The organism is Streptomyces boetiae (assembly GCF_031845405.1).
Taxonomy (GTDB): Bacteria; Actinomycetota; Actinomycetes; order Streptomycetales; family Streptomycetaceae; genus Streptomyces; species Streptomyces boetiae.
On sequence record NZ_JAVREN010000032.1, the window covers coordinates 44,153 to 63,822 of the forward strand.

Annotated in this window: 21 protein-coding genes; 13 read left to right on the forward strand and 8 right to left on the reverse strand. The window is 75.2% G+C overall.

Annotated features, from left to right (window positions below; all coding sequences use genetic code 11):
• Nucleotides 1-237 precede the first annotated feature (237 nt).
• The 3 genes from RM780_RS19855 (at nt 238) to RM780_RS19865 (ending at nt 2,792) form a co-directional block, all read left to right on the forward strand.
• Nucleotides 238-1,200, forward strand: coding sequence for an ABC transporter ATP-binding protein (locus tag RM780_RS19855; protein WP_311632174.1), 963 nt, complete (start codon nt 238-240; stop codon nt 1,198-1,200).
• Complete coding sequence (locus RM780_RS19860; protein ID WP_311632154.1) at nt 1,197-1,982, forward strand: ABC transporter permease; 786 nt, start codon at nt 1,197-1,199, stop codon at nt 1,980-1,982. Before RM780_RS19855 ends, RM780_RS19860 begins: the two co-directional genes overlap by 4 nt.
• A 132-nt stretch (nt 1,983-2,114) precedes the next feature.
• A complete protein-coding gene (locus tag RM780_RS19865; RefSeq protein WP_311632155.1) occupies nt 2,115-2,792 on the forward strand; it encodes an ABC transporter permease in 678 nt (225 codons plus the stop codon).
• Between the two features lie 317 nt (nt 2,793-3,109).
• On the opposite strand, the gene ybaK is transcribed toward RM780_RS19865, so the two are convergent.
• Nucleotides 3,110-3,601 carry a Cys-tRNA(Pro) deacylase gene (ybaK, locus tag RM780_RS19870; protein ID WP_394813024.1) on the reverse strand — a complete coding sequence of 164 codons (492 nt, stop codon included), beginning with the start codon at nt 3,599-3,601 and terminating at the stop codon, nt 3,110-3,112.
• Nucleotides 3,602-3,643: 42 nt separating this feature from the next.
• On the reverse strand, nt 3,644-4,387 hold the full coding sequence (locus RM780_RS19875; protein WP_311632156.1) for an LON peptidase substrate-binding domain-containing protein: 744 nt from the start codon (nt 4,385-4,387) through the stop codon (nt 3,644-3,646).
• A gap of 92 nt (nt 4,388-4,479) precedes the next feature.
• Between RM780_RS19875 and hisD the strand changes: the two genes are divergently transcribed.
• The 7 genes from hisD to hisF all read left to right on the forward strand — a co-directional run bounded on the left by hisD (nt 4,480) and on the right by hisF (nt 9,958).
• Complete coding sequence (gene hisD / locus RM780_RS19880; protein ID WP_311632157.1) at nt 4,480-5,829, forward strand: histidinol dehydrogenase; 1,350 nt, start codon at nt 4,480-4,482, stop codon at nt 5,827-5,829.
• Between the two features lie 5 nt (nt 5,830-5,834).
• Nucleotides 5,835-6,962, forward strand: coding sequence for a histidinol-phosphate transaminase (locus tag RM780_RS19885; protein ID WP_311632158.1), 1,128 nt, complete (start codon nt 5,835-5,837; stop codon nt 6,960-6,962).
• On the forward strand, nt 6,959-7,549 hold the full coding sequence (gene hisB, locus RM780_RS19890; RefSeq protein ID WP_311632159.1) for an imidazoleglycerol-phosphate dehydratase HisB: 591 nt from the start codon (nt 6,959-6,961) through the stop codon (nt 7,547-7,549). Before RM780_RS19885 ends, hisB begins: the two co-directional genes overlap by 4 nt.
• Before the next feature lie 3 nt (nt 7,550-7,552).
• Nucleotides 7,553-7,711 carry a hypothetical protein gene (locus RM780_RS19895; RefSeq protein ID WP_311632160.1) on the forward strand — a complete coding sequence of 53 codons (159 nt, stop codon included), beginning with the start codon at nt 7,553-7,555 and terminating at the stop codon, nt 7,709-7,711.
• An 80-nt stretch (nt 7,712-7,791) separates the two neighbouring features.
• The gene (gene hisH / locus RM780_RS19900; RefSeq protein ID WP_311632176.1) at nt 7,792-8,418 is read left to right on the forward strand and encodes an imidazole glycerol phosphate synthase subunit HisH; all 627 of its coding nucleotides are present in this window, start codon (nt 7,792-7,794) and stop codon (nt 8,416-8,418) included.
• A gap of 8 nt (nt 8,419-8,426) precedes the next feature.
• A complete protein-coding gene (gene priA, locus RM780_RS19905; RefSeq protein ID WP_311632161.1) occupies nt 8,427-9,191 on the forward strand; it encodes a bifunctional 1-(5-phosphoribosyl)-5-((5-phosphoribosylamino)methylideneamino)imidazole-4-carboxamide isomerase/phosphoribosylanthranilate isomerase PriA in 765 nt (254 codons plus the stop codon).
• Nucleotides 9,188-9,958, forward strand: a complete 771-nt coding sequence (hisF, locus tag RM780_RS19910) for an imidazole glycerol phosphate synthase subunit HisF (RefSeq protein ID WP_311632162.1) — start codon at nt 9,188-9,190, stop codon at nt 9,956-9,958. The genes priA and hisF overlap by 4 nt, the downstream gene beginning before the upstream one ends.
• 816 nt (nt 9,959-10,774) lie before the next feature.
• On the opposite strand, the gene RM780_RS19915 is transcribed toward hisF, so the two are convergent.
• Nucleotides 10,775-11,353, reverse strand: a complete 579-nt coding sequence (locus RM780_RS19915) for a TetR/AcrR family transcriptional regulator (RefSeq protein ID WP_311632163.1) — start codon at nt 11,351-11,353, stop codon at nt 10,775-10,777.
• Nucleotides 11,354-11,503: 150 nt separating this feature from the next.
• On the opposite strand from RM780_RS19915, the gene RM780_RS19920 reads away from it, so the two are divergent.
• Both RM780_RS19920 and RM780_RS19925 read left to right on the forward strand, forming a co-directional pair.
• Nucleotides 11,504-12,298 carry an SDR family NAD(P)-dependent oxidoreductase gene (locus tag RM780_RS19920; protein WP_311632164.1) on the forward strand — a complete coding sequence of 265 codons (795 nt, stop codon included), beginning with the start codon at nt 11,504-11,506 and terminating at the stop codon, nt 12,296-12,298.
• Nucleotides 12,299-12,575: 277 nt separating this feature from the next.
• Entirely contained in the window at nt 12,576-12,782 is a 207-nt protein-coding gene (locus RM780_RS19925) for a DUF397 domain-containing protein (protein ID WP_311632165.1), read from the forward strand.
• Nucleotides 12,783-13,061: 279 nt separating this feature from the next.
• Here the strand turns inward: RM780_RS19925 and RM780_RS19930 are convergent, their stop codons facing one another.
• The 5 genes from RM780_RS19930 to RM780_RS19950 form a co-directional block, all read right to left on the reverse strand.
• Entirely contained in the window at nt 13,062-13,472 is a 411-nt protein-coding gene (locus RM780_RS19930) for a hypothetical protein (protein WP_311632166.1), read from the reverse strand.
• Nucleotides 13,473-13,610: 138 nt separating this feature from the next.
• Nucleotides 13,611-14,471, reverse strand: a complete 861-nt coding sequence (locus RM780_RS19935; protein ID WP_311632167.1) for a helix-turn-helix domain-containing protein — start codon at nt 14,469-14,471, stop codon at nt 13,611-13,613.
• Nucleotides 14,472-14,694: 223 nt separating this feature from the next.
• A complete protein-coding gene (locus RM780_RS19940) occupies nt 14,695-15,438 on the reverse strand; it encodes a succinate dehydrogenase/fumarate reductase iron-sulfur subunit (RefSeq protein ID WP_311632168.1) in 744 nt (247 codons plus the stop codon).
• A complete protein-coding gene (locus RM780_RS19945; RefSeq protein ID WP_311632169.1) occupies nt 15,435-17,387 on the reverse strand; it encodes a fumarate reductase/succinate dehydrogenase flavoprotein subunit in 1,953 nt (650 codons plus the stop codon). Before RM780_RS19945 ends, RM780_RS19940 begins: the two co-directional genes overlap by 4 nt.
• A 5-nt stretch (nt 17,388-17,392) precedes the next feature.
• Nucleotides 17,393-18,145 (reverse strand): succinate dehydrogenase cytochrome b subunit, encoded by a 753-nt coding sequence (locus tag RM780_RS19950; protein ID WP_311632170.1) that lies wholly within the window; start codon nt 18,143-18,145, stop codon nt 17,393-17,395.
• 96 nt (nt 18,146-18,241) lie between these two features.
• On the opposite strand from RM780_RS19950, the gene RM780_RS19955 reads away from it, so the two are divergent.
• Nucleotides 18,242-19,120: a LysR family transcriptional regulator gene (locus tag RM780_RS19955; protein WP_311632171.1), complete on the forward strand. Its 879-nt coding sequence runs from the start codon at nt 18,242-18,244 to the stop codon at nt 19,118-19,120.
• The last annotated feature ends 550 nt before the right edge of the window (nt 19,121-19,670 follow it).

Genomic DNA, 19,670 nt, shown 5'->3' on the forward strand with positions numbered 1-19,670 from the left:
CAGGTCCCGGCCCGTTTCCGGGCCGCCGGGGCGAGGGCGTTCCCGCGCCGGGGGACCCGGGCGGAAGGCCGTTCCTTCCCGGCGGCGGGGTGTCCGAAACGTACCCCGGCACCCCGGCTCGCCGCCGCGCCGCGTAGGCTCACCACCGTGGCCTCATCCATCGCACGGGCCGGGTCCCGGACCACCTCGGCGCCGCTCGGACCGGAGAGCACCGCCGCCGCCCGCCCCGCGCTCACCGTGCGCGGCCTGACCAAGACCTACCCCGCCCGCCGCGGCCGTCGCCGCGACCCCGCCCCGCGGCCCGTCCGCGCCAGCGACGGGATCGCCCTGGACGTCGCCCCCGGCGAGATCTTCGGCCTGCTGGGCCCCAACGGTGCCGGCAAGACCACCCTCGTGCGGCAGCTCACCGGCCTGCTGCGCCCCGACGCCGGAAGCATCACCCTCCTCGGCCACGACCTCGTGCGCCACCCGCGCCGCGCCGCCCGGCTCCTGGCGTACCTCGGCCAGGAGTCCACCGCCCTGGACGAGCTGACCGTCGCCCTCGCCGCCGAGACCACCGCCCGCCTGCGGGGCCTGGGCCCGCAGGCCGCCCGCGCCGAGCGGGACGCCGTGCTGGAGGAGCTGGGCCTGACCCCGCTCGCCGCCCGCCCCCTCAAGCGCCTCTCCGGCGGGCAGCGCCGCCTGGCCTGCGTGGCCGCCGCCCTCGCCGGCCGCCGCCCCGTGCTCGTCCTCGACGAGCCCACCGCCGGGATGGACCCCGTGGCCCGCCGCGCCGTCTGGTCCGCCATCGACCGCCGCCGCACCCGCGAGGGCACCACCGTCGTCCTGGTCACCCACAACGTCACCGAGGCCGAGACCGTCCTCGACCGCGTCGCCGTCCTGGACAGCGGCCGGGTCATCGCCTGCGACACCCCCGGCGGCCTCAAGGGCATGGTCGGCTCCGACGTCCGCCTCGACCTGGTCTGGCGCGAGGACCCGCCCGTGCACGTGCCCGAGATCGCCGCCCTGCGCTCCGGCGCCACCGTCTCCGGCCGCCGCTGGACGCTGCGCCTGCCCCCCGAGCGCGCCCGCGACCTGGTCGCCGCCGTCACCCACGGCCCCGCCTTCGCCGCGCTGGACGACTTCACGCTCGCCACCCCCAGCCTGGAGGACGTCTACCTCGCGCTCGGCGGCCGGGGCCCCGGCCTGGAGCGCTCGTGAACGCCCCCGCCGCGCCACTGCCCGCGCCCCTCGCCCCGGCCGCGCCCCTGCCCGGGGCGCTGGCCGCCGTCTACCGCGCCCAGCTCTCCCGGGCCCGGGTGGCGCGCATCCCGCTGCTGTTCGTCGCCACCTTCCAGTCCATCGGGATCATGGTCCTGATGCGCGGGGTCGTGGACGCGGGCGACGGCGCCGAGGCCCGCGCCGTGGTGGCCGGGTCCGCGGTGCTGGTGGTGGCGTTCGTCGGCCTCAACCTCCTCGCCCAGTACTTCGGCGCCCTGCGCGCCGGCGGCGGCCTGGACCACTACGCCACGCTCCCGGTGCCCGCCGCGGCGGTCGCGCTGGGGACCGCGGCGGCGTACGCCTCGTTCACCGTGCCCGGCGTGCTGGTCACGGCCGTGACCGGCGCCCTGCTCTATGAGCTGCCGCTGGGCGGGCTGTGGGTGCTGGCGGCCGTGCTGCCGCTGGCCGGGGCCGCGCTCGCGGGGTTCGGCGCCGCGCTCGGGCTGCTGGCGCCCCGGCCCGAGCTGGCCACCCTCTGCGGGCAGCTCGGCATGTCCGCGGCGCTGCTGCTCGGCGTCCTGCCGCCGGGCCGCCTGCCCGAGCCGGTGCGCTGGGCCCGCGAGCTGCTGCCCTCCACCTATGGCGTGGACGCGCTGGCCGCCGCCCTCGCCCCCGCCCCCGACTGGGCCGCCGCCGCCGCGGACCTCGCCGTCTGCGGGGCGGTCGGAGCCGCGGCCCTGGCCCTGGCGACCTGGGCGTACCGCCGCGCGGCCCGGGCCTGAGCTCGACGGCCGCCGCCCGGCCGGGCGGGCCCGCGGGCGTGAGACGGCCCGTGTCCGTATGTCGATACGCTCATACGCCCGAACGGCCGTGCCGTGAGCCGAACACCCGGGCGGACCTGGCAGGATGACGGGGTGACCGTTCCCCAGCCCGCACCGGACCACCGCGCCGCCGACTCGACCGCGGGCCACGACCCGTGGGCGGCCCCGCCCCTGACCCCGGCGGAGGAGGGGCCGACCCCCCGGCCCTGGGGACGGGAGATACGCGACGGGCTGCTCGCCCTGGCCGTGGCCGCCGCGCCGACCGCCCTGGCCGTGGGGCTGCTGTGGCTGTGGCTGGCCCCGCGCGTCCCGCTGGTCTCCGACGGGCAGGCCGTGCTCCTGGCCAACTCCGAGGGGCAGCAGGCCATCGGCGCCGACGGCACCTTCCTCCTCCTGGGCCTCGGGGCGGGCGCCCTCGCGGGCGTGGCCGTCTTCCTGCTGCGCCGTGCCGGGGGCCTCGGCACCGTGCTGGGCCTGGCGGCCGGGGCCCTGCTCGGCTCCTGGCTTGCCTGGCGCCTGGGCGTGTGGCTCGGCCCGACCGACGACGTCGCCGCGCACGCCCGCGAGGCCGGCGAGGGCGAGATCTTCGACGGCCCCCTCGACCTCGGCGCCCGCGGCGTCCTGCTCGGGCTGCCGTTCGCCGCCGTGGCCGCCCACCTGATCTGCGTCGCCCTCTTCGGTCCCCGCGAGCCGCGCCCCGTCCCGCCCGCTGCCCTGCCCTGGGGCCAGGCCCCGGCCGCGAACGAGCCGGGCGGCCCGCCCCCCGCGTGACGGCCCGCGCCTGACGGCCCCAGCGTGACGGCCTGCGCCGGGGACGTTGCCCCTCGGCTCGCGCCCCGGCGCCAGGACGCCCTTCGGACGGGGCGTACCCGCCGCGTTCGCGCCGCACGCGAGCGAACCGGCGCCGAGACCGCGCCCCACGCCCGGCTTCGCCGGGACGGGCGCCGCCCGCCGACCGTGGCCGGTCCCGCGTGACGGGCGGGCCCCAGGCCGTGCGCCCGGCTCGGACGGGGCGGCACCGCGGGGCGCGGGACCCGGCGGCCGGCCGTCGCCCTCCTGCCGTGCGGCTTCCCCCGGCAGGGCGGTGCTCAGCGGGCGATCGGGGCCGTGACCGCGGAGGTGAGGGCGATCAGGTCGGCGGGGGAGAGCTCGATCTCCAGGCCGCGCCGGCCCGCCGAGACGAAGACCGTCTCGTGGCCCGCGGCCGAGGCGTCCACCACCGTTCGCAGGCGTTTGCGCTGGCCCAGCGGGGAGATGCCGCCCAGGACGTAGCCGGTGGTCCGCTCGGCCGCCGCCGGGTCCGCCAGCTCCGCCCGCTTGCCTCCCGCCGCCGCGGCCACCGCCTTCAGCGCCAGCGAGGAGGACACCGGCACCACGGCCACCGCCGGCTCCCCGTCCACGGACACCACCAGCGTCTTCAGCACCCGCCGCGGGTCCGCGCCCAGCGCCTGGGCGGCCTCCTCGCCCCAGGAGGCGGCGGCCGGGTCGTGCTCGTAGGAGTGCAGGGTGAACGCCACTCCCGCCCGGCTCGCGGCCACCGTCGCGGGCGTTGCGCCCCCCGCGTCCCGCTTCCTCCCCACGGGCAGCCCCTCCGTCGGCTCGTGCTCGGTCCTGCTGCCGAGTCAGTTCAGGCTGGTGGGGCGGATCGTGTACTCGGCGCCCGGCACCGACGGGAGCTTACTGATCAGGGCGGTCTCCTGCCGCAGAATTCTCAGCTCCTCCGCCAGCCGCGTCGCGGTGTCCCGGGCCTGGAGCAGCCGCTGCTTGTCCGCCGTGCACAGCATCGTCGCCGCCGCCACCAGGTACGAGACCACCGACGGGTCGTCCGGCAGGTCCTGGCCCGGGGCCAGCGTGCGTTCGTTCGCGCCCGCCAGCACCTTCTGATAGGCGCGGAACGCCCGCAGCACGCCCGCCGCCAGCGCCCCCGCGCCCTCCCCGGACTCCTCGGGCAGCGGCTCCACCTCCGCCGTCAGGTAGGCCCCGCTCTTGTCCACCGACAGCAGCCGGAACCGCGTCGTGCCCGTGGCCAGCACCTCGTAGCTCTCCTCGCCCCGGCGCGGCCGGATGGTGGAGGCGTCCGCGATGCAGCCCACCGGGTGGAAGGAGTCCTTCGGGTCCGGCGCGAAGCCCGAGCCCGGCCCGGCCTCCGGCGGCCCCGAGCCGTCCGGCAGGCCCAGCCCGCGCGGCGCGACCTCGTGCCCGTCCCGGATCGCGACCACGCCGAACGGCCGCGGCCCCGAGGCCGGCAGCTCCAGCAGGTCCCGCATCATCGCCCGGTATCTCGCCTCGAAGACGTTCAGCGGCAGCACCAGCCCGGGGAACAGCACGGTATTCAGCGGGAACAGCGGCAGGCGCGTGGTCGTCACGGCCGGTCAGCCTATCCGCCCGCGCCCTGGTACCGGGCCCGCATCGTGAAACGGGGACCCGGCCGGTGACGGCCGTCTGCGAGACTGGGGGCGTGCTGAACCGAATCGATCTGCGCGGTTCCTCGCCCGCCACCGGCGGCGTCGTGGACCGCGGCCTGCTGCCCCGCGCCGAGTTCGACGTCGAGGCCGCCCTGGAGAAGGTGCGGCCCATCTGCGACGACGTGCGCCATCGCGGGACCGCGGCGCTGATCGAGTACGCGCGGCGGTTCGACGGCGCCGACATCCAGCGGATCCGCGTGCCCGAGGCGGCCCTGGCCTCCGCGCTGGAGGAGCTGGACCCGGCCGTGCGGGCCGCCCTGGAGGAGTCCATCCGGCGCGCCCGGCTCGTCCACCGCGACCAGCGGCGTTCCGACTCCACCGTCCGCGTCGTGCCCGGCGGCACCGTCACCGAGCGCTGGGTCCCCGTCGAGCGGGTGGGCCTGTACGTCCCCGGCGGCCGGGCCGTCTACCCCTCCTCCGTGGTGATGAACGTCGTCCCCGCCCAGGAGGCCGGCGTCGGCTCGCTGGCCGTCGCCTCCCCGCCGCAGCGCGAGCACGGCGGCCTGCCCCACCCCACCATCCTGGCCGCCTGCGCCCTGCTCGGCGTCACCGAGGTCCACGCCGCCGGCGGCGCCCAGGCCGTGGCGATGTTCGCCCACGGCACCGAGGAGTGCCCCCCGGTCCGCCTGGTCACCGGCCCCGGCAACGTCTACGTGGCCGCGGCCAAGCGGCTGCTGAAGGGCATCGTCGGCATCGACGCCGAGGCCGGCCCCACCGAGATCGCCGTCCTCGCCGACGCCACGGCCGCCCCCCGCCTGGTCGCCGCCGACCTCGTCAGCCAGGCCGAGCACGACGTCCTGGCCGCCGCCGTCCTCGTCACCCCCGAGCCCGCGCTCGTCGACGCCGTCGAGGCCGAGCTGCGCGTCCAGGCCGCCGCCGCCAAGCACCACGAGCGGATCACCGCCGCGCTCACCGGCCGCCAGTCCGGCGCCGTGCTCGTGGACGACCTCGACCACGGCCTGGCCGTCACCGACGCCTACGCCCCCGAGCACCTGGAGATCCTCACCGCGGACGCCCCCGCCCTGGCCGCCCGCGTGCGCAACGCCGGGGCGGTCTTCGTCGGCCCCTGGGCGCCCGTCTCCCTGGGCGACTACGCCGCCGGCTCCAACCACGTCCTGCCCACCGGCGGCTGCGCCTGCCACTCCTCCGGCCTGTCCGTGCAGTCCTTCCTGCGCGGCATCCACGTCGTGGACTACGACCGCGAGGCGCTGGCCGGGGTCGCCGACCACGTGGTCACGCTGGCCGAGGCCGAGGACCTGCCCGCGCACGGCACCGCCGTCAGCGTGCGCTTCCCTGCGCCCGGCGCCGGGCCGGAAGCCGCCTCCGCGGCGGGGGAGCGGTGACGCCCGTGAGCACCACCACCCGCATCGACGACCTGCCCCTGCGCGAGGAGCTGCGCGGCAAGAGCCCCTACGGCGCCCCGCAGCTCGACGTGCCCGTGCGGCTGAACACCAACGAGAGCCCCTACCCCGCCCCCGAGGACCTGGTCCGGCGGATCGCCGAGCGCGTCTCCGAGGCCGCCCGCGGCCTCAACCGCTACCCCGACCGCGACGCCGTCGTCCTGCGCACCCGCCTGGCCGACTACCTCAGCCGCACCGCCGGGCTGCGCCTGGGGCCCAACCGCGTCTGGGCCGCCAACGGCTCCAACGAAGTCCTCCAGCAGCTCCTCCAGGCGTTCGGCGGCCCCGGCCGCACCGCCCTGGGCTTCGACCCGAGCTACTCGATGCACGCCCTCATCTCCCGGTCCACCGGCACCGGCTGGGTCTCGGGGCCGCGCACCGAGGAGTTCGCCATCGACACGCACGCGGCGGTGGCCGCGATCCGCGAGCACCGCCCGCACGTGGTGTTCGTCTGCTCGCCCAACAACCCCACCGGCACCGCCGTCTCGCCCGAGACCGTCCTCGCCCTCTACGAGGCGGCGCAGGAGGCGGCCCGCGACCGGCGCGGCGCGCTGTTCGTGGTGGACGAGGCGTACGCGGAGTTCAGCCACCGGCCCTCGCTGCTGCCGTTGATCGAGGGCCGCCCGACGTTCGTCCTCACCCGGACCATGTCCAAGGCCTTCGGCGCGGCCGGGCTGCGCCTGGGGTACCTGGCCGCCGACGCGGCCGTGGTGGACGCCGTCCAGCTCGTGCGCCTGCCCTACCACCTCTCCGCGATCACCCAGGCCACGGCGCACGCCGCGCTGGAGTTCGCGGATACGCTGCTGGGGTACGTGGAGGAGCTGAAGGCCGAGCGGGACCGGATCGTCGCCGAGCTGACCGCGCTCGGCTGCGACGTGACCGAATCCGACGCGAATTTCGTGCAGTTCGGCCGTTTCGCCGACGCCCAGGCCGTGTGGCGGCGGCTGCTGGACCACGGCGTCCTGGTCCGCGACAACGGCGTGCCCGGCCGCCTGCGGGTCACCACCGGGACCCGGGCGGAGAACGACGCGTTCCTGGACGCGGTACGCGCAGTGATGAAGGAGATTGCCGAATGACCCGCGTGGGCCGCGTGGAGCGCACCACCAAGGAGACCTCGGTGCTGGTCGAGATCGACCTCGACGGCACCGGACGGGTCGACGTCGCCACCGGCGTCGGCTTCTTCGACCACATGCTGGACCAGCTCGGGCGGCACGGCCTGTTCGACCTCACCGCCAAGACCGAGGGCGACCTGCACATCGACAGCCACCACACCATCGAGGACACCGCGCTCGCCCTGGGCGCGGCGTTCCGCCAGGCGCTGGGGGACAAGCGCGGCATCGTCCGCTTCGCCAACGCCTCGGTGCCGCTGGACGAGGCCCTCGCCCAGGTGACCGTGGACCTGTCGGGGCGCCCCTACCTGGTGCACCGCGAGCCCGAGGGCATGGCCCCGATGATCGGCTCCTACGACACCACCATGACCCGGCACATCCTGGAGTCCTTCGTCGCCCAGGCCCAGGTCGCCCTGCACGTCCACGTCCCCTACGGGCGCAACGCCCACCACATCGTGGAGTGCCAGTTCAAGGCCCTGGCCCGCGCCCTGCGGTACGCCAGCGAGATCGACCCGCGGCAGACCGGCGTGCCCTCCACCAAGGGAGCGCTGTAGCCGGTGAACGGCGCGTCGACGCTGCTGATCGCCGCCGGCCTCTTCCTGGGCGCCGGTGTGTACTCGTTCCACAAGCAGGGCCTGCCGCGGGGCGTGGTGGTCCTGCTGGCCGTGGCCAGCGCCCTGTGCCTGCTCGCGGGCGTGCTGAGGCTGGAGTGGTGAGCGTGACGGACAACGGCAGGGGTAACGGCCTCGGTGACGGTGGCGGCGCCGCGGGCTCGGGCGCGCGCCCGAAGAGCGTCGTGGTCTTCGACTACGGCTTCGGCAACGTGCGTTCCGCCGAGCGCGCCGTGGCCCGCGCCGGGGCGCGGGTGGAGATCACGCGCGACCTGGATGCCGCGCTCGCGGCGGACGGGCTGCTGGTGCCGGGCGTGGGCGCGTTCTCCGCCTGCATGAAGGGGCTGCGCGAGGCCCGCGGGGACTGGGTCGTCGGGCGCAGGCTGGCCGGCGGCCGGCCCGTGCTGGGGATCTGCGTCGGGATGCAGATCCTCTTCGCGCGCGGCATCGAGCACGGCGTCTCCTGCGAGGGCCTGGACCAGTGGCCCGGCACGGTCGCGCCGCTCCAGGCCGACATCGTTCCCCACATGGGGTGGAACACCGTGGAGGCCCCCGAGGGCTCGGCGCTCTTCGCCGGCCTGGGCCCGGAGGAGCGGTTCTACTTCGTCCACTCCTACGCCGTCCACGACTGGGAGCTGCCCGCCCCCGGCGGCAGCGGCGCGCTGGCCGCGCCCCGGGTGGCCTGGGCCACGCACGGCAAGCCGTTCGTCGCCGCCGTGGAGAACGGCCCGCTGTGGGCCACGCAGTTCCACCCCGAGAAGTCCGGCGACGCCGGTGCCCGCCTGCTGACCAACTGGATCGAGACCCTGTGATGCCCGCCGTGGAGCCCGCCGTGAAGCCCGAGCAGCTCGAACTCCTCCCCGCCGTCGACGTCCGCGCCGGCCAGGCCGTGCGCCTGGTGCACGGGGAGTCCGGCACCGAGACCTCCTACGGCGACCCCCTCCAGGCCGCGCTGACCTGGCAGCGGGCCGGGGCGGCCTGGCTGCACCTGGTGGACCTGGACGCGGCCTTCGGCACCGGGGACAACCGGGAGCACATCGGCGAGGTCGTGCGGGCCATGGAGATCCGGGTCGAGCTGTCCGGCGGTATCCGCGACGACGCCTCGCTCGCCGCGGCCCTGGCCACCGGCTGCACCCGGGTCAACCTCGGCACGGCGGCGCTGGAGTCCCCCGAGTGGGTGGCCCGGGTGATCGCCGAGCACGGCGACCGGATCGCGGTCGGGCTCGACGTGCGCGGCACGACGCTGCGCGGGCGCGGCTGGACGCGGGACGGCGGGGACCTCTTCGAGACGCTGGAGCGGCTGGACCGCGAGGGCTGCGCGCGGTACGTGGTCACCGACATCAACAAGGACGGCACCCTCCAGGGCCCCAACCTGGAGCTGCTGCGCAAGGTCTGCGCCGCCACGGACCGGCCCGTGGTGGCCTCCGGAGGCGTCTCCTCGCTGGAGGACCTGCGGGCGCTGGCCGGCCTGGTGCCGGAGGGCGTCGAGGGCGCGATCGTGGGCAAGGCGCTGTACGCGGGGGCGTTCACGCTCCAGGAGGCGCTGGCCGTGGTGGCGGGGGCCGGAGCCGGGGGCGCGGCATGAGCCTGGCGGTGCGGGTGATCCCCTGCCTGGACGTGGACTCCGGGCGGGTGGTCAAGGGCGTCAACTTCCAGAATCTCAGGGACGCGGGCGACCCGGTGGAGATGGCCCGGGTGTACGACGCGGAGGGCGCCGACGAGCTGACCTTCCTCGACATCACGGCCTCCTCGGGGAACCGCGAGACGACCTACGACGTGGTGCGGCGCACGGCGGAGCAGGTGTTCATACCGCTGACCGTCGGCGGCGGGGTGCGCTCGGCCGAGGACGTGGACCGCCTGCTGCGGGCGGGCGCGGACAAGGTCGGGGTGAACACGGCGGCCATCGCCCGGCCGGAGCTGATCCGGGAGATCGCGGAGCGGTTCGGCAGCCAGGTGCTGGTGCTCTCGGTGGACGCGCGGCGGACCCCGGAGGGGACGAGCACGCCCTCCGGCTTCGAGGTGACCACGCACGGCGGGCGGCGCGGGACGGGCCTGGACGCGGTGGAGTGGGCGCACCGGGCCGCGGAGCTGGGGGCGGGGGAGATCCTGCTCAACTCCATGGACGCGGACGGCACGAAGGACGGCTACGACACGGCCATGATCACGGCCGTGCGGGCGCGCGTCACGGTCCCGGTGATCGCCTCGGGCGGCGCGGGCCGCCGCGAGCACTTCGCGCCCGCCGTGGCGGCGGGCGCGGACGCGGTCCTGGCCGCCTCCGTCTTCCACTTCGGCGACCTCCGCATCGGCGAGGTCAAGACGGCCCTGCGCGACTCGGGCCACCCCGTCCGCTGACCGTCGCTCCCCTGGGCGGGGACCGACGGCGTCTGCCCTGCGGGGCCCCCGCGCGGCGGCGCGCGGGGGGCTCGGCCCCGGGCGGGTGCGGCGGGCCCTCGGCCCCGGAGCGCCGCGCTGTGGCGCGGCTGCGCGCGGGAGTTCGCCCCCGGCCGGGTGCGGCGGGCCCTCGGCCCGAGGGCGTCGCCGTGCGGCTGCACTCGGGGGCTTCGCCGCGGGGCGGGTGCGACGGGCCTTCGGCCCGAGAGCGCCGCGCATGGCTGAATCCGGGCGCCCCGCCCCCTGAGCGCCGCCGCGCGGGCTCGCGCCGCTGCCGGCCGCCCGGCGCCTGGCCGGGGCGGACGGGCCACGGACCCGCGGGCCCTTTCCGCCGGACGGCCGGCCCGGACTGCGCAAGGGGCCGCGCGCCATCTCCGCGCCGAGCGCCAAGAGCCCTCGAAGGCCCGGGCGGGTAAGGCCGCTGGGGCTCCCGCGCCCATCCGGGTGGGACGGTGCAACGACCGCCCGGCGGCCGTCGTACCGGGCACGCGGCGCAAGCCGCGCAGACGGCCACTGGATCGCGCCCCCGCGCGAACGCCCAGGACTCCACCGGCGCACGAGCCCGCCGCGCGAGCGGGCCCGCCGGGACAACGCCGGTCTCCGCCCGAGGCCCGAGGGACGCCGAGCCGGAAACACCGCCTCCAGGTTGCGGCGCCATCCGAACGCCCAGCGTTACGGCGCACCGCGCCGTCAGGCGCCCGTGACCAGGGGGACAAGGCGGCCCCGGCGCGGCCCGCCCCTCGCGGCCATCCGCCGTCCGTGGAGGTGACCGGCCGGCTAGGCCTCCGTCGCGGAGGCGATGACCGCGCGGGCGAAGGCCGTGGCCGTGGGGGCCGCGCCGGTGGGGCCGAGGATGGCGCCGTTGGCGGAGGCGCCGTCCAGGATCAGGGAGAGGCGGTCGGCCAGGGCCTCGGGGTCGTCCGCTCCGGCGCGTTCCGCCAGCGCGCACAGGTCCGCGCGGCGCTGCCCGTAGTGCTCCACCACGAAGCGGTGGGCGGGGTGCTCGGGGTCGGGGAACTCGGCGTGCGCGTTCCGCAGGGCGCAGCCGCGGAAGCCCGGCCCGGAGATGCCCTCGACGGCCAGGCCGATCACCGTGGCGAGCTGCTCGGCCGGGTCCCCCGGCGCCCGCCGCTCCGCCTCCTCCAGCAGTTGCGGCCAGCCCTGCGAGCAGCGTTCGAGCCAGGCCACGACCAGCTCGTCCTTGCTGGGGAACTCCCGGTAGAGCAGGTTCTTCCCGCAGCCGCCCGCGTCGATGATCTGCTGCATCCCCACGGCCCGCACGCCGCGTTCGTCGAACAGCCGGCACGCCGCGTCCAGGATGCGGTCGCGCGTGCCCGGATCGGGCTTCCTCGCCATGGCGCGCACCTCCTTCCGCCCGCTTCCGCCCGAGAGTAGCGGACCGGGCGGTCCACCGCGGTTGACAGCGGGCTCCTCTCTTCGCAAGGATACGGACCGATCGGTCCCGGACCAATCGGTCCACCACACTCGCGACCCGAGGAGAACGCCATGCAGCTCGGACTCACCGGCAAGACCGCCGTCGTCACCGGGGGCAGCAAGGGGATCGGCCTGGCCGTCGTCCGCCTGCTGGAGGAGGAGGGCGTGCGGGTGGTCGCCGCCTCGCGCCGGCCGACGCCGGAGCTGAAGGAGACCGGCGCCGTGCACATTCCCGTGGACCTCACCACCGCCGAGGGCGCCACGGCCCTGGTCGACCGCGCTCTGGAGGAGCTGGGCGGCATCGACATACTGATCAACAACGTGGGCGTAGGGGACCCGGAGGACATCACGCGCGGCGCGCTGACCGGGTTCCTCGACCTGCCCGACAGCGCCTGGCAGCACACCTTCGACCTGCACTTCTACAGCGCCCTGCGGGTCACCCGGGCCGCCCTGCCGAGCCTGGTGGAGCGCTCGGGCGTCGTCGTCAACGTCTCCTCGATCGCCGCCCGCCTCGCCGGCCAGGGGCCGTTCGACTACAACGTCTCCAAGGCGGCGCTCAACTCCCTGACCAAGGTCCTCGCCGAGCAGTTCGGCCCGAAGGGCGTGCGCGTCCTCAGCGTCTCGCCCGGCCCCGTCTCCACGGGCGTGTGGACCGACCCGGACGGGGCCATGGGCCGCCTGGCCGCTGCCGAGGGCCTGGGCCACCAGGAGTTCGTGGAGCGCTTCCTGGGCGAGATGGGCGCCACCACCGGCCGCGTCACCACCCCCGAGGAGGTCGCCCGCCTCGTCGTCTTCGCCACCGCCCCGAACAACGTCCACGGCGCCGACATCCTCATCGACGGCGGCATCGTCAAGTCCGCCTTCTGAACAGCGCGTACCTGAACCCAGCGGGCAACGCCCGGGAAGCGGCCTCATGTTGGCCGAATCCCGGGCGTTTTCCGGGCATCAGGGGGGCGGAGCCGGGGTAAGCCTGCAGACGGAAGTGTGCACATCCGTGGAACGACCCGCGCAGACGTCGCCAACTCCCCTGTGAATCCAGCGATTTGGTCGAAGCTCGGCTCCTCGCAGAGGTACGCTACGGCGGCACGGTGATGATCTCGGGGAACGCGTCGGCGCGGTCGCAGCGTGCGTGGAGGAGACGACGGTGCGCGAGGGGGAGGGATCGGGGTGGTTATGGCGCAGAAGCAGCGCCTGCCTTCCCGAGGAATGCGTCGAGGTGGCGATCACGCGCCAGGGGGTACTCGCCCGTGACACCAAGCGCCCGGACCCGGTCATCCGCTTCCACCCGGAGGCGTGGCAGGAGTTCCAGGCCGCGGTGCGCGGAAGACTGTTGAGGGGAGCGGAGCGGTGAGCGAGGGCATGCGACCGGCCACGGGCTGCGACGCCGCATCCAAGGAACGGCATGACCATCAGGTTGCGGACGGCGGCGGGGGCGCTTCCGCCGGGGGCCCCGACGCGCGCTTAGGCGCAAGGGCGTTCGCCGTCTACTGCGTGCTCGCCGGAGTCCTGGCCAACCTGCTCGGGGCGGTCGTCGCCCTGCCGGTCGGCGGGAGTCTGCGCGTGCTCGTCTGGCTGGCCACCACGGCGGCCCTGACCGCGGTGGCCGGCGTGCTGTGGGGGCCGGCCGAGCTCAGACTGAGTCGCTGGGCGCGGACTCTGCCGCAGGGTCGGCCGGGGCCGACGTCTGGGCCGGGTCCGCGGGTGCGGGATTGGCCTGGCTCTGCGGGCCGGTGAGGGCCCTGGCCGCGGCGCCGAGGACGCCGGAGGCTCCGCCCCCGGCGGACCCCCGCGGTCCCCGGCGGCCCCGGGCCACACGTGCGACCAGGCCGACGGCCAGAGCCGCGACGATCACCGAACCCGGCATCAGCCACTGCGGCACGTAGTCGCGCGTCAGGTACGCCGCGGTGAGGAACAGGGCCAGCACCACGCCCAGCACCCCCGCGACTGCCAGGGCGACTGCCAGGCAGAAGTGCCAGGTCAGGCGGATGAGGCGCTGGGACCTGGCGTCGTTGTCCAGCACGTAGTGGAGCAGTCGGACCAATGGCGACGGTTCGTCCGAACCATCGCTTTTCCTTCGTGTCCGGGGGCTTGTCGACCCCATGGACCCTCCTGTGACCTCGGCGCCTTCCGGCCGGCGGCGGCGCTCGCTCAACTTCAACCTCGCGGCCCGTGGGGCCGCCTACGCGTAGGACAGTCGGTCCAGCAGTCGGTCCAGCAGCGTCACCGCCTCGCCGCGCGGCAGGGCCAGGGAGCGGGCGGCCTCGAACGCCTTCCGGAAGGAGGCCAGGAGCGCGGAGTCCTCGCGGTGGACGAAGCCGCCGCCGGTGCTTTCGAGGAAGAGGACGTCCGGCTCGCCTTCGAACTCGAGAAGGTTGAACGGCCCGGCCAGCGCCGCGTAGGCGCCCGCCGCGTAGGGGACGATGCCCACGCGCGTGTGGTCGTCGATCAAATGTTCCCGCACATGCAGCAGTTGACCGGCCGTCACCTCGGGTCCGCCGATCAGCCGGTGCAGGGCCGACTCGTCGATCAGGAAGTCCGCGGCCGGGGCCGCGGGCCCGTCCGCCAGCAGCCGGCGCTGCCGTTCCGTGCGCACGGCCGACAGCGCGGCGGCGCGGTCGGGGCCGGAGCTGGGGGCCAGCAGCGCCGCGGCGTACTCCGGGGTCTGCAGCAGCCCCGGTATCAGCGTGGAGTGGTAGACGCTCACGCCCGTGGCGGCCGTCTCGTGCAGCAGGTACTGCGCGAACTCGGGGGAGAGGAAGGTCCGGTAGGCGTCCCACCACGGCTTGCCCCGGCTGCCGCGGGCGGCCTCCAGCAGCGCCACGCGCAGGGCCTCGTCCTCCACCTCGTAGAGGGCGAGAAGCGCCTTGAGGTCCGTCACGGACACGCTGACCCTGCCCGCCTCGATGCGGACCAGCTTGGACTGCGACCACTCCAGGCGGCTCGCGGCCCCGTTCAGGCTCAGGCCGGCCTTCTCCCGGGCCCGGCGCAGTTCGGCGCGCAGCAGGCGCCGGTGCTCGCTGGGGTCAACTCCTCTGCTCATGCCCGCACTTCTCCTCCGAGGCTGCCGTGGGCCGGTCCTCTCACGCGAGCGCTCACCCGTGTGACCTCAGGCGAAAAGACCATAGTCATTCATATGACTGCCTAGGGTACGACAGACCTGCGACAGGCACAGACCAAGTGCCGGCCGTGCCCGTCCGGGCACGGAGAGGGCCCCCGGCTCCGGTGGTCAAGCGGAGGCGGGGGCCCTGGACGGTGGGCGGGGGTCAGGGGGTCTTGCGGAGGGCGCGGAGGTATTCGCGGTTGAGGGTGGTGATGGAGGTGAGGGGGATGCCCTTGGGGCAGACGGTGGTGCACTCGCCGGTCAGGGTGCAGCCGCCGAAGCCCTCGCCGTCCATCGTGCCGACCATGTCCAGCACCCGGCTCTCCCGCTCGGGGCCGCCCTGCGGGAGGGTGTTCAGGTGGACGACCTTGGCCGAGGTGAAGAGCATCGCCGAGCCGTTCGGGCAGGCCGCCACGCACGCGCCGCAGCCGATGCACTCGGCGTGCTCGAAGGCCGTGTCCGCCGCCGCCTTGGGCACGGGCGTGGCATGGGCCTCGGGGGCCGAGCCGGTCGGGGCGGTGACGTACCCCCCCGAGGCGATGACCCGGTCGAAGGAGGAGCGGTCCACCACCAGGTCCTTGACGACCGGGAAGGCCGCCGCCCGCCACGGCTCCACGTCGATGACGTCCCCGTCCGAGAACGCCCGCATGTGCAGCTGGCAGGTCGTGGTCCGCTCCGGGCCGTGCGCCTGGCCGTTGATCACCACGCCGCAGGCCCCGCAGATGCCCTCGCGGCAGTCGTGGTCGAACGCCACCGGCTCCTCGCCGCGCAGGATCAGCTCCTCGTTGAGGGTGTCCAGCATCTCCAGAAAGGACATGTCGGGGGAGACGTCCGCCAGCTCGTAGGTGGTCATGCCGCCCTCGGCCTCGGGCCCGGACTGGCGCCAGATGCGCAGGGTGAGTTTCACGCGTAGCTCCGCTGGGTGGGGTGGACGTACTCGAAGGTGAGGTCCTCCTTGTGGAGGACCGGGGCCTTGCCCGGTTCGGTGAACTCCCAGGCCGCCGCGTAGGAGAACTCCTCGTCCCGGCGGGCCGCCTCCCCGTCCGGGCTCTGGCTCTCCTCCCGGAAGTGGCCGCCGCAGGACTCCTCGCGGTGCAGCGCGTCCAGGCACAGCAGCTCGGCCAGCTCCAGGTAGTCCGAGACCCGGTTCGCCTTCTCCAGCGACTGGTTCAGCTCGGTCCCGCTGCCGGGCACCCGGATCCGCTCCCAGAACTCCTCGCGCAGCGCGGGTATCCGCTCCAGCGCCGTGCGCAGCCCCGCGTCGTTGCGGGCCATCCCGCAGTTGTCCCACACCAGTTGGCCCAGCTCGCGGTGGAAGGAGTCCGGCGTGCGGTCGCCGTTGTTCGACAGGAGCCGGTAGAGCCGGTCGGTCACGCCGGTGACGGCCTCGGTGACCGCCTCGTGCTGCGGGTCCACCTCCTCGTGCGGGTGGCGGGCGAGGAAGTCCGCGAGCGTGGCCGGGAGGATGAAGTACCCGTCGGCCAGGCCCTGCATCAGCGCGGAGGCGCCCAGGCGGTTCGCCCCGTGGTCGGAGAAGTTGGCCTCCCCGATGGCGAACAGGCCCGGAACGGAGGTCTGCAGGTCGTAGTCCACCCACAGGCCGCCCATGGTGTAGTGGATGGCCGGGTAGATCCGCATCGGCACCGTATAGGGGTCCTCGGCGGTGATCCGCTCGTACATCTCGAAGAGGTTGCCGTACTTGGCGGCCACCGCCTCGCGGCCCATCCGGGCGATGGCGTCGGCGAAGTCCAGGTAGACGCCCTGCCCGCCCGGGCCCACGCCCCGGCCCTCGTCGCAGACGTTCTTCGCGGCCCGGGAGGCGATGTCGCGCGGCACCAGGTTGCCGAAGGAGGGGTAGATCCGCTCCAGGTAGTAGTCCCGCTCGGCCTCGGGGATCTCGGCCGGCGCGCGGGTGTCGCCCTGCTGCTTCGGCACCCAGATGCGGCCGTCGTTGCGCAGCGACTCGCTCATCAGCGTCAGCTTCGACTGGTGCTCGCCCGAGCGCGGGATGCAGGTGGGGTGGATCTGCGTGAAGCAGGGGTTGGCGAAGTACGCGCCGCGCCGGTGGGCGCGCCAGATGGCGGTGGCGTTGGAGTTCTTCGCGTTGGTGGAGAGGTAGAAGACGTTGCCGTAGCCGCCGGTGGCCAGCACCACGGCGTCGGCGAAGTAGGTGTCGACCCGGCCCGTGATCAGGTCCCGGGCCACGATGCCGCGCGCCCGGCCGTCGATCACGATCAGGTCCAGCATCTCGGTGCGCGGGTGCATCTCGACGTTCCCCGCGCCGATCTGGCGGGACAGCGCCTGGTACGCGCCCAGCAGGAGCTGCTGGCCCGTCTGGCCCCGGGCGTAGAACGTCCGCGAGACCTGCACGCCGCCGAAGGAACGCGTGTCCAGCAGGCCGCCGTACTCGCGCGCGAAGGGAACGCCCTGGGCCACGCACTGGTCGATGATCTCCACCGAGACCTGCGCGAGCCGGTGGACGTTGGACTCGCGGGCGCGGAAGTCGCCGCCCTTGACCGTGTCGTAGAACAGGCGGTGGACCGAGTCGCCGTCGTTGCGGTAGTTCTTCGCGGCGTTGATGCCGCCCTGGGCGGCGATGGAGTGGGCCCGGCGCGGGGAGTCCTGGTAGCAGAACTGCACGACGCGGTACCCCTGTTCGGCCAGGGTGGCGCCGGCCGCGCCGCCGGCGAGGCCGGTGCCGACCACGATGACCGTGTGCTTGCGGCGGTTGGCGGGGTTGACCAGCTTGGCCTCGAACCGGCGCCTGTCCCAGCGCTGCTCGATCGGTCCCGGGGGAGCCTTGGTGTCCCGGACCGGCTCTCCTGTGGTGTACGCGAGGTAGTTCGTCGGGGGCATGGCGCTCACTCCACGATTCCGGTCATCACGCCGAAGGGGACGGACAGGAAGCCGACGGTCAGGACCAGCGCCAGACCGTTGGCGGTGGCCTTCAGCACGCCGTTGCGGGTGGGGCTGCCCGCGCCGAGCGTCTGGGCCGCGGCGTAGAAGCCGTGCCGGATGTGCAGGCCGACGGCGATCATCGCGGTGATGTAGATGACGTTGCCGTACCAGGTGTCGAAGGTCGCGACGATGTTCTGGTACGGGCGCCCGCTCTCGCCGTTGGGGTTCACCGTGCCGGTGGTCAGGTCCAGAATGTGCCAGATCACGAACAGCGCGATGATCACCCCGCCCCAGCGCATGGTGCGGGTGGCGTAGCTGGTCTGCCGGCGGCGGTGGACGTACTTCACCGGGCGGGCCGCGAGGTCCCGCCGGCTGAGCTGGGCGGCGGCCACGATGTGCAGGATCACGGCGGCCAGCAGCACCGGGCGCATGATCCACAGGAACCAGCCGTGCCGCAGGACCGGCTGGCCGATGGTGCGCAGCCAGTGGGCGTAGTGGTTCATGTCGTCGGGGCCGAAGAAGACCTCGAGATTCCCCACCATGTGCGCGATGAGGTAGAGGAGCATGATCGCCCCGCTGACCGCCATCACCGTCTTCTTGCCGATGGTCGACTGCCACAGCCGTCCCAGGGCGGTCCGCGGCCTCCTCGGCCGCGGGGCGGAGCCGGTGCGCGCGGGCGGCGGGGGAGGGGCGGGGGTACGCGTCGCCGTTGCCATGGGACCGAAGCTAAGGCCGGGGTAAAGGATCAGTCCAAGACATAGGTGAGCTGCTTTCGATAGGGGTTGCCTATCGTTGCTCGTAGGATGGGATGCATGCAGCTTCAGCAGCTCCGCTACTTCGCGGCCGTGGCCGAGACCCGGCACTTCACCCGCGCCGCCGAGCGGGAGCACGTCGCGCAGCCCTCACTGTCCCAGCAGATCCGGGCGCTGGAGAGGGAGCTGGGCGCGGAGCTGTTCCACCGCGCCCGCGGCCACATCTCGCTCACCGACGCGGGAACGGCCCTGCTGCCGCTGGCCCGCCGCATCCTGGCCGACGCGGAGACCGCGCGCCGGGAGGTGCAGGAGGTCGCCCACCTGCGGCGCGGGCGGGTCCGGCTCGGGGCCACGCCCAGCCTGTGCGCGAGCCTGGTGCCGGGGGTGCTGCGGACGTTCCGCGACACCTATCCGGAGGTGGAGCTGTTCGTGCACGAGGACGGCTCGCAGGACCTGGTGCGCATCCTGGCCGCCGGCGAGCTGGACCTCGCCCTGATCATCACCCCGCTGCCGGGGCAGGCCCCGGCGCTGGCCACGCAGGAGCTGCTGCGGGAGGAGCTGGTCGTCATCTCCTCGCCCGCCGCGCCGCCGCCGGTGCGGGGGCGGGCGCGGATCGCCGACCTGCGGGGGCGACCGCTGGTGATGTTCCGGCACGGGTACGACCTGCGCGAGCTGACCGTGGCCGCGTGCCACGGGGCGGGCTTCGAGCCGGAGTTCAGCGTGGAGGGCGGGGAGATGGACGCGGTGCTCGGCTTCGTCCGCGCCGGGCTCGGGCTGGCCGTGGTGCCCAGCATGGTGGCGCAACGCTCCGGGCTGCGCGCCACGCCCTTCGAGCCGCCCGGCCTGCACCGCACGATCTCGGTCGCCCACCGCGGCGACGTCTCCCCGCCCCGCGCGGCCCGCGAGATGCAGCGCATCCTCCTGACCCACCGCCGCTAGGCCGGGCCCCGCCTCCGCGGGTCCCGGCCCGGGTGCCCTGGCGGGCTGCCGCCCTTGCCGGGGGCGGCGGGCCGGCCTTCGGCCGGAGAGCGCGGGGCTGCCGCCCCGGGCCCCGGGGCGGCCCCACCGCGGGGGCGGGCCCCTGGGCGCCCCGGCCTCTATGGGCGATGGGGGCCCGGCCGAGGCCGGTGGCGTCCCAGGAGCCGAGGTGCCCGGCCCCCACGTGCGATGGGGCCTCGCGCGACCGGGAGGGCGGCAGTGCTCTGTCGGGCCGGGTCCTGAGCGCGTGGCCCCTGGCGGTCCGGCCGTGGAGGGGGCCCGGAGGCGCCGGACGTTCTCCGCGGGCGGTCGTTGGCGGGCCGGAAGCGTGGCCCTGGCGGACGGCCGCCGGGCAGGACGGCCGTGCGGAGGCCCATCGGCGTGGGCTCGCGGCCCCGCCCGGCCCGGCGGCCGTGGTCAGGCCGGAGTGGCGTGGTGCTGTCCGCGTCGGGCTCTGCGGTGACTCGCCGGGGGGTTGGCGTCGGGCTTCGGCCGACGGGGCGGGGCGCCG

Coding starts and splice junctions, on each gene's coding strand:
- hisF (WP_311632162.1), top strand. CDS start 9,188: ATGAGCCTGGCGGTGCGGGTGATCCCCTGCCTGGACGTGGACTCCGGG.
- RM780_RS19950 (WP_311632170.1), bottom strand. CDS start 18,145: ATGGCAACGGCGACGCGTACCCCCGCCCCTCCCCCGCCGCCCGCGCGC.
- RM780_RS19945 (WP_311632169.1), bottom strand. CDS start 17,387: ATGCCCCCGACGAACTACCTCGCGTACACCACAGGAGAGCCGGTCCGG.
- hisB (WP_311632159.1), top strand. CDS start 6,959: ATGACCCGCGTGGGCCGCGTGGAGCGCACCACCAAGGAGACCTCGGTG.
- RM780_RS19920 (WP_311632164.1), top strand. CDS start 11,504: ATGCAGCTCGGACTCACCGGCAAGACCGCCGTCGTCACCGGGGGCAGC.
- RM780_RS19955 (WP_311632171.1), top strand. CDS start 18,242: ATGCAGCTTCAGCAGCTCCGCTACTTCGCGGCCGTGGCCGAGACCCGG.
- RM780_RS19915 (WP_311632163.1), bottom strand. CDS start 11,353: ATGGCGAGGAAGCCCGATCCGGGCACGCGCGACCGCATCCTGGACGCG.
- RM780_RS19935 (WP_311632167.1), bottom strand. CDS start 14,471: ATGAGCAGAGGAGTTGACCCCAGCGAGCACCGGCGCCTGCTGCGCGCC.